11 protein-coding genes are annotated in these 14,432 nt (G+C 38.3%); 6 read left to right on the forward strand and 5 right to left on the reverse strand.

The features are described 5' to 3' along the window. Window positions 1–74: 74 nt before the first annotated feature. Complete coding sequence (locus tag D1092_RS07800; RefSeq protein ID WP_120121279.1) at window positions 75–1,637, forward strand: M48 family metalloprotease; 1,563 nt, start codon at window positions 75–77, stop codon at window positions 1,635–1,637. Window positions 1,638–2,020: 383 nt separating this feature from the next. On the opposite strand, the gene D1092_RS07805 is transcribed toward D1092_RS07800, so the two are convergent. Continuing rightward, window positions 2,021–2,932 carry an RNA polymerase factor sigma-32 gene (locus D1092_RS07805; protein WP_148255699.1) on the reverse strand — a complete coding sequence of 304 codons (912 nt, stop codon included), beginning with the start codon at window positions 2,930–2,932 and terminating at the stop codon, window positions 2,021–2,023. A gap of 579 nt (window positions 2,933–3,511) precedes the next feature. Here D1092_RS07805 and D1092_RS07810 point away from each other — a divergent pair. The 3 genes from D1092_RS07810 to D1092_RS07820 all read left to right on the forward strand — a co-directional run bounded on the left by D1092_RS07810 (window position 3,512) and on the right by D1092_RS07820 (window position 6,350). Beyond that, the gene (locus tag D1092_RS07810) at window positions 3,512–5,098 is read left to right on the forward strand and encodes a hypothetical protein (RefSeq protein WP_174767372.1); all 1,587 of its coding nucleotides are present in this window, start codon (window positions 3,512–3,514) and stop codon (window positions 5,096–5,098) included. Between the two features lie 21 nt (window positions 5,099–5,119). Next, entirely contained in the window at window positions 5,120–5,461 is a 342-nt protein-coding gene (gene fdxA / locus D1092_RS07815) for a ferredoxin FdxA (protein WP_120121285.1), read from the forward strand. 304 nt (window positions 5,462–5,765) lie between these two features. After that, window positions 5,766–6,350 carry a CarD family transcriptional regulator gene (locus D1092_RS07820; protein WP_120121287.1) on the forward strand — a complete coding sequence of 195 codons (585 nt, stop codon included), beginning with the start codon at window positions 5,766–5,768 and terminating at the stop codon, window positions 6,348–6,350. A 1,480-nt stretch (window positions 6,351–7,830) separates the two neighbouring features. Here D1092_RS07820 and rpmF read toward each other — a convergent pair. Next, window positions 7,831–8,010 carry a 50S ribosomal protein L32 gene (rpmF, locus tag D1092_RS07825; protein ID WP_005774555.1) on the reverse strand — a complete coding sequence of 60 codons (180 nt, stop codon included), beginning with the start codon at window positions 8,008–8,010 and terminating at the stop codon, window positions 7,831–7,833. 438 nt (window positions 8,011–8,448) lie between these two features. On the opposite strand from rpmF, the gene D1092_RS07830 reads away from it, so the two are divergent. Next, the gene (locus D1092_RS07830) at window positions 8,449–9,351 is read left to right on the forward strand and encodes a polyprenyl synthetase family protein (protein ID WP_120121289.1); all 903 of its coding nucleotides are present in this window, start codon (window positions 8,449–8,451) and stop codon (window positions 9,349–9,351) included. Between the two features lie 213 nt (window positions 9,352–9,564). Here the strand turns inward: D1092_RS07830 and D1092_RS07835 are convergent, their stop codons facing one another. The 3 genes from D1092_RS07835 to ispG all read right to left on the reverse strand — a co-directional run bounded on the left by D1092_RS07835 (window position 9,565) and on the right by ispG (window position 12,791). Next, window positions 9,565–10,416 (reverse strand): MFS transporter, encoded by an 852-nt coding sequence (locus tag D1092_RS07835; RefSeq protein WP_241440185.1) that lies wholly within the window; start codon window positions 10,414–10,416, stop codon window positions 9,565–9,567. Beyond that, on the reverse strand, window positions 10,370–10,741 hold the full coding sequence (locus tag D1092_RS09950; protein WP_241436057.1) for a hypothetical protein: 372 nt from the start codon (window positions 10,739–10,741) through the stop codon (window positions 10,370–10,372). Before D1092_RS09950 ends, D1092_RS07835 begins: the two co-directional genes overlap by 47 nt. An 808-nt stretch (window positions 10,742–11,549) precedes the next feature. Next, on the reverse strand, window positions 11,550–12,791 hold the full coding sequence (gene ispG, locus D1092_RS07840; RefSeq protein ID WP_120121291.1) for a flavodoxin-dependent (E)-4-hydroxy-3-methylbut-2-enyl-diphosphate synthase: 1,242 nt from the start codon (window positions 12,789–12,791) through the stop codon (window positions 11,550–11,552). A 910-nt stretch (window positions 12,792–13,701) separates the two neighbouring features. Here ispG and D1092_RS07845 point away from each other — a divergent pair. Next, window positions 13,702–13,989: a hypothetical protein gene (locus D1092_RS07845; RefSeq protein WP_120121293.1), complete on the forward strand. Its 288-nt coding sequence runs from the start codon at window positions 13,702–13,704 to the stop codon at window positions 13,987–13,989. The last annotated feature ends 443 nt before the right edge of the window (window positions 13,990–14,432 follow it).

A 14,432-nucleotide genomic window follows, 5' to 3' on the forward strand; every position in this document is an offset into this window, starting at 1 on the left:
AACCGTGATATAGCCAAACGAATCCTCATCCCTAAAGCTTCTCTCAAAAAGACACACACGATACAAAGACACCCATGAAATTTGCCACATTCCAAAGCAGAAATAACCTGCACCGCGATCCAATACACGCCATTTTTCAACGAAATTTTCTTTTTCGCTCTCTGCCTTATAAAGCAACTTTCATCAGTTTAATGCTTCTCCTTTCAGCTTGTCATACACCCCTTTCTCAAAATGACAAGCTTTCTTCCAGTTCTTCTGAAATAATCAAACGTACCGACAGTCATAATATCTATGTCACATTAAGCACACTGCAACACCCCCGTATTTTGCAAATGTATGGTGGTGCCTATCATGATACAAAACTTGAACGCTTTTTAGCAAAAATCATCCGTAAACTAACCATTGCATCCCACCATTCTCCTCAAAGCTATTCTGTCACAATTTTAAACTCAGAAAATGTCAATGCATTTGCACTCCCCAATGGCTCGATCTACATCACCCGTGGTATGCTAGCACTTGCCAACGATTCTTCAGAAGTTGCTGCAATTTTAGCCCATGAGATGGCCCATATCAGAGCTAATCATGGCATTTTGCGCCTACAAAAAGAAGCCCAATTGAAAAAGATGACAAATCGTATGTCTCCACATCTTTTTTCTACTATGGGAAAAAATCGCAATCCCGTACACAACAAGCAACAACTTGCACAATTTTCCCGCAATCAAGAGCTGGAAGCTGATTCCCTTGCCCTCGAAATGCTCCAACAAGCAGGATATGATCCATTTGCCTCCCCACGCTTTCTTCAAACAATGGAAGCCTATAGTGCTTTTCAGAATATTTCTGGCACTAAAAATGCTTCCTTAGACTTTCTAGCGTCTCACCCAACCACCCCTCAACGCATTCGGCTTGCGATAGAAAAAGCCCGTAAAATCAATCAACAAAACAACGGAAATACTGATCGTGATTCTTTCCTCAAAAGCATTGATGGCATGACTTTTGGAGGAAGCTTTTACACAGGCTTTATACGTGGCAACGAATTTATTCATCCGCAATGGCGCATCGCTTTTTCTGTTCCCAATAATTTTACAATAGAACATTCAGCACAAACCGTTTGGGCTAGCGGGCCCAATAAAATTGCGATTCGCTTTGATGCCATTCCCCATCCAGCGAAAATGTCTGCAAGTGATTATTTGAAAAGCGGGGGAATTATCGGGCTAGACCCATCATCTATCCATCCCCTCACAATTCAAGGGCTCCCTCATCAAGGACACTTAAATCAAAATTTACTTGCAGCGCAAGCTCGTGCGACTCACGAACAATGGCAATTTGATGTGGTTGTCATTCCGTTCAATAACTATATTTTTCGTTTTCTAACAGCCGCCCCCTATAATTCTCAAAATTTTGCAGAAATTGCCCAAAAAACGGTCCAAAGCTTTCACCCTCTTTCAACTTTAGAGTTAAAAAAATTGAAACCCTTAAAGATCAGTATTATTCGCGTTAAACAAGGAGAAAATATTGCAAATCTTGCCAATAAAATGCAACACACACCAAACAAAGAAAAACTCTTTCGGATTCTCAATGCCCTCTCACCAACTCAAACGTTACGCGCTGGTACAAAAGTAAAAATTATCACCGAATAAGGCTTTTTTATCTGCGACAATCTTGATTCTTTTCTGTCTTTAATCACGCCCTCCCCCCAAATATTTGTAAATGCAACCAGCTTCATCACGCCCTACCACCCCCCCCCCGCATCTATATCCCTTAAAAAAGCCTATCGCGGTTTATATAGCGTGAAGATCTTCTACAATGAACTTGTATCAAGAAGAGCAGAGCGCAATTTCTGCACAGACCATCTCAAAGAAACATCACCCTCCAATCTCCCTCTGCTCATAAAGACGGTTCACTGCACCTCAAAAGGAGGCATATGGCTTGATAAAGCAAACTGAACCCTCAATCAGAGCTTCATCATGCCATACGCCCCCGCACCTAAGCACTCTTCTTCCCCTCACAAAGTCTTCACGGCTTATATATCGTAAGCGTCTTCTGAATGAACCGTAAGGAGAGCAGAACGCAATTTCTGCAAAGCTCGTGCTTCAATTTGACGCACGCGTTCTTTCGAAATTCCTAATCTTTCACCCAAGACTTCTAAAGTCGCCCCCTCTTCATTTAAGCGACGAAAGCGAATAATTTCCAGCTCCCTTTCGTTGAGAATTTGCAACGCATCGTAAAGCCATTGCGTACGGCGTTGACCATCAATCACTTGCTCAATTAAAGCATCAGGCAGCGGACTCTCATCAACCAAAACATCCATCTTCGCAATGGGATTATCACTGTTTTCAGAAACAGAAACACTCAAAGAATTATCCGAACTGGAAAAACGAAAATCCATTGTTTCCACATCGCGTACAGAAACACCGAGTTTTTCAGCGATTGTGCGAAAAATATCCTGCTTTGATAAAGCACTATCATCTTGCACCAGTTTTGCACGCAAACGCCGCAGATTAAAGAAAAGTGCTTTTTGCGAAGAACTGGTTCCCCCTCGAACAATTGACCAGTTTCGCAAAATATAATCTTGAATAGAAGCCCGTATCCACCATGTTGCATAAGTTGAAAAACGCACTTCCCGATCAGGTTCAAAACGTGCAGCAGCTTCCAACAGTCCCACATATCCTTCTTGTACCAAATCCCCTAAGGGCATTTTGAAACGTTTAAAGCGGTTTGCAATAGCAATCACCAAACGCATATGAGCTGCGGCAATTTGATGCATGGCATCATCATCGCGTTTATCTTTCCATCGCAGAGCCAAATCATGCTCTTTTTGTCGTTCTAGATAAGGTGCTTGCATAGCAGAACGCATCATATTACGTCCTAAGCTTTTGTCTGCATCGCTATAATTTTTGCTGCTTTTATAAACAGCATTTGAAAGATTACCCATAATAACCCCTTGCGATTAAAATTATCAAAATTGATTTGGCAACGACATCATTGTTCTTTCTTAAAAAGAACTCAAAAGTTGTCCACTTCTGAACTCACTACTTTAGCGTGTAAATTTATAATCGCAATTGTTTTTTTTATGATCATGATAAAACTTCTTGTCATAAGACATAATTTCACCTGCAAAATACCCCTACAATATGCCTTTTAGTCTATGAAATATTTGAAAAAAGCTTCTCTTCACTTTTCATGACAAAACAACAAAAAAATAAAATACTCAGACAAAATACATGCTGTTTTTTTGATGACTGATTCCATTTCCTTTTAATTTTAGAGAATCTGCTTATACTTTTTACGCTTTTGGTTTACATTACAACCAATAAGTGTAATTTACAAATATAAACTATTCCAACTGAATGAAAACTGAATAAAAAAGCAGCATCTAAGTTTTAAAGACGCAAAAAGAAACATCAAAAAACGACAGAATGATTGAAGCAAGCGCAACAAACGTGTTAAAGAGAGAACAGCATTATGGAGTTGTCGCAAAAGGCTTTTTACCACTGTCACACTGAGAAAGAAAATGATCATGGATAGCAAGATTGTTCAACAGAATGAGATTCTTCAGGATGATATTCTCATTGAAAAATATGGAAGAGGTAAATTTGAAGGTTTTCGTTTTTATGCCAACAAAAATAATAGCGACCAAACAGCTGAGTCTCAATGCTCAACAGAGAATGAGAATTTGATTCTTGCTTTTTCCAAACGTGCAACGCGTTTTTGTGCTTGTGCAAATGGTGATTTTACCCTCAGTTCTGATGGCATTGTGCGTTGGATTGGTCAACCTGTGGGACAACTTGTTGCGACAGAAGATTTTTTCAAACCCAAATTGATTGTTTTAGCAGACACGCAACTCATCGGAGAATCCCGCGATAACGTCATAAAACGATTAGAGCGCTTTGTAACCTTTCATTTTGAAACGGCTTTAAAGCCCCTTTTTGATTTGCGCAATGCTGATAATTTAACAGATTCAACCAACAGTCTTGCCTTACAACTGGTTAACGCTTTAGGGGTTTTACCCCGCCGCGAAGTTTTAGACCTTGTCAAAAACCTTGCGCAAGAATCACGTGCCGTACTTCGGCGTCTAGGTGTGCGTTTTGGTGCTTTTCATATCTATGTTGCAGGCATGCTTAAACCCGCTCCGGTCCAAGCCATTACCCTTTTGTGGAATCTTCAAAATGCGGGACAAGACCAAACGGGCTTGGGTGAAATTTTTACAGCGCTATCTGCCGGTCGAACCTCTTTAATTGTTGAGCCTACCTATAACCGACAATTTTATCAATTAGCCGGGTACCGAATCTTAGGACAACGTGCCGTACGGATTGATATTTTAGAACGTCTTGCCAATCTCATCCGCCCCACCCTTCAGTGGAAACAAGGAAGTGATCCCAAACCCGATGGCGCCTATGACGGCAAAAGCTTTTTTGTGACCCCAGCCATGATGTCTATTCTTGGGGCCAATGGGAACGATATGGAAGAAATCCTCAAAGGACTTGGCTATCAATCATACAGCATAAGCAATACTATTTTTGAACAAAATCTTCTAGCTCACCAAGCCCCTTTTCCTGTCAAGGCAACAACACAAGCGACCCAACCAGCAGAGTGTGTTGGCAGTCTATGGCAAACAATCAGTATTTCAGAAACAACACAAGAAGAAAAAAATACTTCGTCTTTGAACAGTTCATCCTCTCATATTGAAAAACATCCCCATAAAATCAATCGTTTACCAGCAGCTGAACCTGTTGGAAATTTCACCAATCCCACTTCCCCTCTCGCAGAAGATAAAGTTATTTTATTATGGCATTATAGGCATCAATTTCACCACCACACACAAAAAAAACGTGATAAATCTGGACATAAGTGGAAAAATAAACCGAAGAGCGCTGTAAAAAGAGGGGACAATGCAAATGGAAATTCCTCTCAAGAAGCATCTCCACAAACAAAACATTCTCATAAGTTTCATAAGTCCCAAGGCAAGCGTGCAAATTATAAGCCTTTTCAAAAAGAAAAACGTCTTAACCCTGATTCACCTTTTGCAAAATTAGCTGCGCTACGCGATCAACTCACCAACCATAAAGACACACACACTCTTTCCTCTAAAGAGCATTAAAGTAACAAATGGAGTTTGATCTTGACCCACGTCGTAACCGACAACTGCATTCACTGCAAATATACCGATTGTGTTGAAGTTTGTCCTGTTGATTGTTTTTATGAAGGTGAAAATATGTTGGTCATTCATCCTGATGAATGCATCGATTGCGGTGTTTGTGTACCAGAATGCCCAGCAGAAGCCATTATACCTGATACAGAACCAGGACTCGAAAAGTGGCTAGAACTTAATCTTCATTATGCAAACAAATGGCCTAATCTGACAACCAGAAAAGACCCCCTTCCTCAAGCCAAAGAAATGGATGGCGTTCCAAACAAATTAGAAAAGTATTTTTCAGAAAATCCAGGAAGTGGAGAAGAGTAATGCTACAGTGTACAGCGCTCTCTTGCAACAATTGAAAGACTTCTCTTGTAAAAATAAAAAATCCTCAAGCGAAATGATTGATTCTTTTGAAGTTTGATGTTAGTGTTATTTTAACATGATCATCTTTCTAAGTATTTTTCTTTGCTTTTTTTAGTAAAGCAATGTATTTTTTTTGAATTTAAAAGTACTCGGCTTTTATGCTCACTTAATTGGTACAATATACTTGGTTAAAGAAAACTCAACCCTCAGGTTTATAACCTGTTTTCCGATGCATTTGTTGATCATAAGGGAGTAAACTAAAATTATGGCATCCCAACATGGAACGTCCTCAAAAACTAAAGAATTTGCAACCTCTGAATATATCGTCTACCCCACGCATGGAGTAGGACAAATTATAGCGATTGAAGATCAAGAAGTTGCTGGGCATAAATTAAAACTTTTCGTTATTCATTTTGCAAAAGATAAAATGGATGTCAAAGTCCCTATTGCAAAAGCTCTTTCCGTTGGAATGCGTAAATTATCTGCTGGAGATTCCGTCGAACGCGCGTTAAAAGTTTTACGCGGAAAAGCACGCGTTAAACGAACCATGTGGTCCCGTCGTGCTCAAGAATATGACGCTAAAATCAACTCAGGAGATCTTATTTGTATTGCTGAAGTGGTTCGTGATCTTTTTCGCTCTAACCTACAGCCTGAACAATCCTACTCTGAGCGCCAACTTTATACCGCTGCTCTTGAAAGAATGGCCCGCGAAATTGCAGTTATTAATAGCCTTTCTGAAACAGAAGCAATTAATCTCATCGAGATGCACCTTTCCAATAAGCCAAAACATGAATTTAAAACTGAAAGAGAGGAAACAGCTGAAAACAGTAAAGCTGTCTACGCTGCATAATACACTCTTTCATAACAACAGGATATTTTGATAAAACCAGCTTTTTGCTGGTTTTATTTTTTATCATCCTCTGTATTCTCAAGGATAAAATTTCTTAAAGCACCAATCAACACTCTAGCTTTTCGAAAAATTGTACTCGCCACCGTTTCATGCGCTTTACTTCACATAGCAAGCTCATTGACTAATCATCATAATACATCATTTTTATATTCAATCATCAGTACGAATACAGAAAGATGCTTTCCCATTAAACCATTCAAATGACTCCTTCACACATCCTAATAATTCAACATATTGATTTATAAAGATAATTTATAGTTTTTTTTCTTATATTGAATGCTCCCTGAATATCGTAAAGTTTTTTCGTTTCCAATCTATTGCGTGTTCAATCAATTAAAAACACTCGCTTACCCGTTACAAACGGAGAGGTTATGTAAGTAAAAACTTTACAAAAAAGGCATGTCTATTATGAACCATTTCAAGAGTCAAAAGCTATTCGCACACCCACGAGCTCACAAAGTGTATGACAGTGCTAGCCTGCACTTTTATGCAGCTAAAGGTAAATAAATTTTATATTATTTCATGGAACTTGTTATGCCTTTCACGAGAGCACTGTCGCAAAATAGGTTGAAAAGTACGTTGCAAGAGGTTCTTAAAAAAACACATAAGATGATGTTACAATACAAAGATATCCCTTTTGGAGTGTTTTATTTTACATGATGGTTGGTAATCTCATCAAAGAACAAGAAAAACACACCCCACAATAGAATCATCTTCTTACGGAAAAATCTTACCCTCTATTCTAGGAAGCAGAAAATGCACAACTAAAGAGCGTGCATTCACCAAGAAGTCAAAGGAAACCTAAGCATAGAAGAGAGATAAAATACTAAAGTCTTAAACCACGAAAACGGAACATCCACGATACATTCCCGTTTTTTAGATCAATAGCTTCTTTTCAAATCAATGGCATGAGGGCAACGCAAGGTTACCTCAACAACCATCTTAAAGTGCAAATGCACAACTAAAGAATGCGCATTCACCAAGAAATCAAAAGAAACCTAAGCATAGAAGAGAGATAAAATACTAAAGTCTTAAACCACGAAAACGGAACATCCACGATACATTCCCGTTTTTTAGATCAATAGCTTCTTTTCAAATCAATGGCATGAGGGCAACGCAAGGTTACCTCAACAACCATCTTAAAGTGCAAATGCACAACTAAAGAGCGTGCATTCACCAAGAAGTCAAAGGAAACCTAAGCATAGAAGAGAGATAAAATACTAAAGTCTTAAACCACGAAAACGGAACATCCACGATACATTCCCGTTTTTTAGATCAATAGCTTCTTTTCAAATCAATGGCATGAGGGCAACGCAAGGTTACCTCAACAACCATCTTAAGGCAGAAAATGCACGACTAAAGAATGCGCATTCACCAAGAAATTAAAGGAAACCTAAGCATAGAAGAGAGATAAAAACACTCAATCCTTAACCACTAAAACAGAACGTCCACGATACATTCCCGTTTTTAGATCAATATGATGAGGGCGACGCAACTCACCAGAATTTTTATCCTCGATATAAGTCGGCGCCTTCAGAGCATCAGCCGAACGGCGCATGCCCCTCTTCGCTGGAGAGGTTTTTCGTTTAGGTACAGCCATAAAAAGTCACTCCCAATCCATTAAAACAAGAAAAGCAATGCCAAAAATGACAATGCTTCATTTAAAAACACCATAAAATTCGAGGACATTATATACTGATAAAAAAGAAGAGGCAATGTCAAAATGATCTTTCTCTTACTAAAAATAACCTTCCTTTTATCGAAAATGGTAACACAATGACCAAATGAAGAGCAAAAGCACCACAAAGTTTATAAGTTTTATACACCCATGAAAATATTTCCATAAAGCTAATATTTAATTTTTATTTGGCATTATTTTATTAAGCTTTAAAAGGGATTTGCACATATAGTAAAGATACGCATAATAAAGAGAAATGGATTTTTAATAAAAACCTACGCCCATTGATGAACACAAGAAAAAGCAATAACCTCTCTCTTTGAACATCATCATTATTTTGTAAAAACAAAGGAAGCAAGAATGCACGAATTTACCACCCTTCTTGCAAAACATGGCCAAAGCGTTGAAAATCGATTGAACATACTGTTAAGTGATCATATCCAAACTGGTGAAATTTCACGCCCTGAAAACTTAATAAAAGCCATGCGCTATGGGGTGCTAAACGGTGGAAAACGCTTGCGCCCTTTTCTCGTGATTCAAAGTGCTGCACTTTTTGATATCCCTGTAGAACATTCACTTGATGTTGCATGTGCCTTAGAATGTGTTCACTGTTACTCGCTCATTCACGATGATCTTCCGGCCATGGATAATGATATCCTCCGGCGCGGGAAACCCACCGTCCACATAGAATTTGATGAAGCAACAGCAATTCTAGCAGGCAATGCCCTCTTGACATTTGCCTTTGAAATCATTGCCGATAAAGCTGATGCATTATCTACAGAGATGAGAATAAAATTGATCACAGCTCTTGCACAATCAGCTGGACTTGGTGGTATGCTAGGGGGGCAAATGCTGGATCTTGAAGCTGAAAAAAGACCGCAAAAAAGTACTGACATCATCACACTACAACGCATGAAAACAGCTTCTCTGATAAGCTTTGCTTGCCAAGCAGGCGCCATCATTGGCAATGCGCCAGAAGAATTATCGGCAAACTTGACGGCTTTTGGAACCTACCTTGGTTTAGCCTTTCAATTAACCGATGATCTTCTTGATGTTACTGCCAACACACAAACCCTAGGAAAAACCGCCGGAAAAGATGAAACAGCACAAAAGGCAACTTTTGTTCGTCTCTATGGCATTGAAGAAACTCAAAAAAAGCGAGATGCGCTCATCACAAAAGCAGAAGCCCTCTTACACCCTTTTGGTATCAAAGCACTTCCTCTCCAACAAGCAGCGCGCTTTAGTGCAACACGCAAAAATTAACGTCATCCGCCCTATTGCATTCCGCTCTATTGTACAGAGCCTACACTGTTCCCTTTGTTAAATGTCCAAGAGATTTTTTTAAAAATCTTACCATTGATCTCCATGATATTATTGCTCCCATCATTCAATGGATAAAACCTTGAAGGGGATATAACAAACCCTAAGAAAGGTTTTATGAAAACAAACACATGAATTTATAAAACACACGTATAATCATAATCTCACTGAGCTTTTTTGAGCGTTCCTTCTTAAAAAAAATACTGCCAACAAGTAAATCAATAAATAAAGAGCAAAAATATAAACGAGTGAGAAAAAGCCAAACCTATTGACCATAGAAGCACTCATATAAAAAAACACCAAGAGACTCAGTCTTCCAACGGTTGACAAGAAAGACTCATATGTAGCCCTGAAATGATCGCTTATACAATCATGCAAAATAACTTCTACACGCAGATAGGTATACTTAATGAGATAAAAAATCATACAGACGAAAATGACAGCAATTTCTTTTCTTGGTTCAAAGAAAGCCATTGTAAAAATCAGGGAGGCTGAAAGAAGCAGCAATAAAACAAAATTTATCTTCTCACTTAATTTTGTAAAGAGAAAACTAGCCAAGAGCTGAGAGAGTAATATCAGTGAAAATGTCACCCCAAGATCAAAATAAGTGACATGAATATGATGATCTTTAAAGATCCACTGCCAATATTGCGAAAAGATATTGAAAAAAATCAATGAAAAATAAAAGCATAAAGAGATATAAGGAACTTGAACAAAAATAGAGATCATCTCTTTAGCTTCACAAGCGAAAAAATTTTCCTGAAGAGAATTTCTGTGGCTAGGTCTTTTTTCTCCTTTAAGATCATCAAGAAAAAATAGACCAAAGAATGTTGTCATCAACATTAAAAATGCCGCGATATACCATATATATTGGCTCGAATAATCAGCAAAATAAGCACCAATCAAACTAAAGATAAACATGCCAATGTAATTATATTGAGAACTTAATCCCAACACTTTTTTAGTCGATGTCACTTTTGCTTTTGCATATTGCAAAAAGTAAAGCATTATAAGCCCCCGCAATCAATGTCAGCGACACTGCATTAAAAGATTCTGCCACAAGAAAACCGTAAAAGCTTGTAGAAACGCCCATAAGAAAGAGCCATATAGCAGCAAAAGCCGCTGCTAAAACAATCGATATTTTATAACTTTTTCGATCGGCAAAATACCCCAGAGGAATATCAGTCACCATCATAATAAAAGCCTGAAATGACTTAATGATCCCGATATCAATAAGCGTTAGCCCTTTTTCAAGCATATAAAAGACAATAAAAGCGCCTGTTAAAATTCTTATACCGTTAAATAAAAAGCCAAAGGCGAATATACTTTTCATTCATTCCCCCAATAGCGCCCCAAAAAGGCATCTATATACATTATTTTATATCCATAAAGCTGATTTTATGACAAATAGGACAATAACCACTATAAGGATCTTCAGTCCTATCAATTTTATAGCTGGAAAAATGCTTCAAAATACCGAAAGAAAGAATGAATCATGTTCTTTTTATAATTTGTCAAAGTCTTTTTAATATTCCACGAACGCAAAAACCACCAACGAGCCAGCATCCACATTTACGGATCTATCAAAATCTTCATATCATTTTACTGAATAGTCTTAACAAACTCAAACGCATCGATATCAGTCATAGGCTTTTTATAACATGCATAACATCTGGTTTTCCTTGAGATCTTAAGCGGTCCTATAGCTTTCACCGTACAAAGCAATCTATAACACACAATACATTGATTTATAATCATCATTCATTGTTTTTTTCATGTCGAATGAGAATCCTGAATATTGTACTGTTCTTTCATCCACTCATAGTGCATCAATTCAAATGACTTAACTGAGCCTATTAAAAACGGAGATGACATGTGCGTAAAAACGTTACAAGTAAAAACTAAAATGTCTCTTATGGTACCATCTCAAATTTTAAGAACTGTATAAAAGAAAGCGCAAACATATGATGCTGCTGATTTTTTTATTAAACTTAAAAGATGGGGGGACTCTCTCTAAGTTCTATACCCTTCGCGAGAACTTTACCATAATAACATTTCATAAATCCTATCGTAAAATGGAAACCTTAAGAGATATCTCTTTAAAACAAGGTATCTTTTTTACTTCAACCTTGTGCAATTGTTTAACCTTGTCCAAAGCGTTTATGAATATAATCACTCAAAAGCCCCTCGAATTCTTCAGCAATGTGATCACCTCGCAAAGTTTTTACCTTTTGTCCCTCAATAAAAACGGGTGCCGCTGGACTTTCTCCCACGCCGGGCAATGAAATTCCAATATCCGCATGTTTTGATTCCCCCGGTCCATTGACGATACACCCCATCACAGCAACCTTCAAACTTTCAACCCCGGGGTATTTTTCACGCCAAACGGGCATATTTTTGTGTAAATCTGTTTCAATTTTTTGCGCCAATTGCTGAAAGACCGTTGAAGTTGTACGGCCACATCCAGGACAAGCTGCAACCACGGGGAGAAATTGCCGAAACCCCATCACTTGCAAAAGTTCTTGCCCCACTTTTACTTCTCGTGTTCGATCCCCACCCGGTTCTGGCGTTAAGGAAATTCGTATTGTATCGCCAATCCCTTGCTGTAATAAAATGCCCAAAGCCACTGAAGAAGCCACAATCCCCTTCGTTCCCATCCCTGCTTCTGTTAAGCCCAAATGAAGGGCATAATCACAACGCTCTGCCAAGGCAATATAAACAGCAATAAGATCTTGAACATCACTTACTTTAGCAGAAAGAATAATTTTATCACGCCCCAATCCCATCTCTTCAGCCCAAAGAGCCGACCGTATAGCCGACTGCACAACCGTTTCCCGCATTACTTCAGCAACTGATAAAGGGTTTTCTTGTCTCGCATTTTCATTCATAAGCTGTGTTAACAACGCATTATCAAGAGAGCCCCAATTCACGCCAATGCGAATAGGTTTATGATAACGACAAGCAATCTCAATAATTTCTGCAAATTGACGATCTTTTTTGGCGCCAAAACCCACATTTCCAGGATTGATGCGATATTTGGCAAGTGCCTCAGCGCACGCCGGATGCTCTGATAAAAGCTTATGGCCAATATAATGAAAATCTCCAACCAATGGGACAAAAAATCCTAACCGCTCCAATCGCTCTCGTATTTTTGGAACAGCTGCCGCCGCTTCATCACGATCAACCGTAATACGAACCAATTGTGAGCCCGCTTGCCAAAGAGCAGCCACTTGAGAAACGGTTGCATCAACATCAGCAGTATCTGTATTGGTCATTGACTGTACAACTATCGGGTTCTGTCCCCCAACCATTATATCACCAACAGCAACACCAACAGAGTGACGACGCTCAAGAGGTTTCGATAAAAAATAGGTCGTACTCATCAACTCCTCAAATTTTTAAAATCTGCACGATCAGTCATCATTGACATTGACTTTCTCCGCGCTTCAAAGGACAAACACACACTACCCACCAATCTCAACAGATTGCTTAAAGTTCCATCTGTTCCCCCTGATGCAATTTAAGCTCATAAGCGAGAGGTCCATTTCATAGATGCCTCAGACAAATCCTCCCACGCCTGCTCACATTCATAGTTTTACACTTGGTTGCTCCAAAAAGAAACTGAAATCAGACAAGGACAAAATCACATTTTTTAAGTAGCACCCTATACCCTTACATCCACGTCATCGAAAAACAATATTTTACAACACAATAGATAACACTTATCACAGCACAATTTTTAAAAATGCGCGAAAGGTACCACCTAATTAAGACAACATATTGATTTATAATAATCTCTTTTTTATAAATTTGAATAAAAAAACTTAAACATCGTCAGCTTCTCTCATTTCAGATTTGTTCATCATCAGTCAAAGCTATGCCCCTTACACACTTAAAAGCGCCCATGGAGATAAAACTAAAAAAGTAAAAATACTTGAAGAACTGTCTCCAAAAGCAATCGCAATACTTTGAAACAAGGACAAGATAATCAAGATAATGAAGCACCCAACTTGATCCCTTTATAAAATAATGATGGGGATGCACATCGAACTTGATAGCCCTCACGAGTAATTATTCTTTGCAGAAGATTTTACCGTATATCCTTCACCCCCCTCATTATGAAATGAACGCAAGCCCGTTAAGAAATGCTTCATTAAACCCAAACGCTAAATTTTCACCTTACCCCCCAGCCGCATAATCAATGCAACCTTTCAAATTTTAAGCCGTTATAGCAAAACCCCAAATAAAATTCCAACGATCATGCAACAATTTAACACATGAAGGAGTCTACAGATGTGCCTATTTTCAACCAATGCTAAAAATGCTAAAATTAAAAAACGTATTGCACAATTAAAAAGAGAACTGGTCCCCGTAAATCATTGGAGTTCTCAAAATGATAGCTTTGAAAATATTTCTGAGCTGTTTAACACATGGAAACAAAAGGGGCGTCATGCGCTTTATCACCTAAACGAACAGGCAACAGAATTAAAGAAAAAAGCAAAAGAAAACCCTAAAAAAACCCTTGCATTAGCTGCAGGATTAGTTGTAGCAAGCCTCTTACTCATACGTAAAAATTACTAACACCAATAACTTTTCCCTTTTAATGCCCGATTCAAAGCGGGCATTTTTTCTGTCGTTGATAAAGCATAATACTTGACACCTCTAACCTTATGCCCCCAAAGAATAAATTTTTCACCCCACAGTCTATCATCCAGCTTTTTATCAATGCAATCTCTCTCACACATGCAATCCGCACCACCACACACAAAAGAACAAGTATTTCTAAAGAAAGAAAGAAAACTTTGCTATAGATATGCAGTCCATACGAATATTTAGTATGTTAAATACATCTGATCTCTCACCTCAAAGGAGGGAATATTCACGGTAAATAAAATAACACCCCAATTTAATCTCAAAATTCTCCAAGATTTATTTTAAATGTAGGCTAAAATAACAAATTAATACTGGAAAAAATTACACTTTTACTCTATGTACTCCTGCTTATCATTGTAATTAGGGAAAAA

Origin of the sequence: Bartonella krasnovii, assembly GCF_003606345.3 — a bacterium.
In the GTDB taxonomy this organism is placed as follows: domain Bacteria; phylum Pseudomonadota; class Alphaproteobacteria; order Rhizobiales; family Rhizobiaceae; genus Bartonella; species Bartonella krasnovii.

Excerpts from the sequence above, each read along its gene's own strand:
- D1092_RS07805 (WP_148255699.1), bottom strand. The coding sequence starts at position 2,932 with ATGGGTAATCTTTCAAATGCTGTTTATAAAAGCAGCAAAAATTATAGC.
- D1092_RS07830 (WP_120121289.1), top strand. The coding sequence starts at position 8,449 with ATGCACGAATTTACCACCCTTCTTGCAAAACATGGCCAAAGCGTTGAA.
- D1092_RS09950 (WP_241436057.1), bottom strand. The coding sequence starts at position 10,741 with ATGAAAAGTATATTCGCCTTTGGCTTTTTATTTAACGGTATAAGAATT.
- D1092_RS07800 (WP_120121279.1), top strand. The coding sequence starts at position 75 with ATGAAATTTGCCACATTCCAAAGCAGAAATAACCTGCACCGCGATCCA.
- D1092_RS07845 (WP_120121293.1), top strand. The coding sequence starts at position 13,702 with ATGTGCCTATTTTCAACCAATGCTAAAAATGCTAAAATTAAAAAACGT.
- D1092_RS07835 (WP_241440185.1), bottom strand. The coding sequence starts at position 10,416 with ATGCTTTACTTTTTGCAATATGCAAAAGCAAAAGTGACATCGACTAAA.
- ispG (WP_120121291.1), bottom strand. The coding sequence starts at position 12,791 with ATGAGTACGACCTATTTTTTATCGAAACCTCTTGAGCGTCGTCACTCT.
- D1092_RS07810 (WP_174767372.1), top strand. The coding sequence starts at position 3,512 with ATGATCATGGATAGCAAGATTGTTCAACAGAATGAGATTCTTCAGGAT.
- rpmF (WP_005774555.1), bottom strand. The coding sequence starts at position 8,010 with ATGGCTGTACCTAAACGAAAAACCTCTCCAGCGAAGAGGGGCATGCGC.
- D1092_RS07820 (WP_120121287.1), top strand. The coding sequence starts at position 5,766 with ATGGCATCCCAACATGGAACGTCCTCAAAAACTAAAGAATTTGCAACC.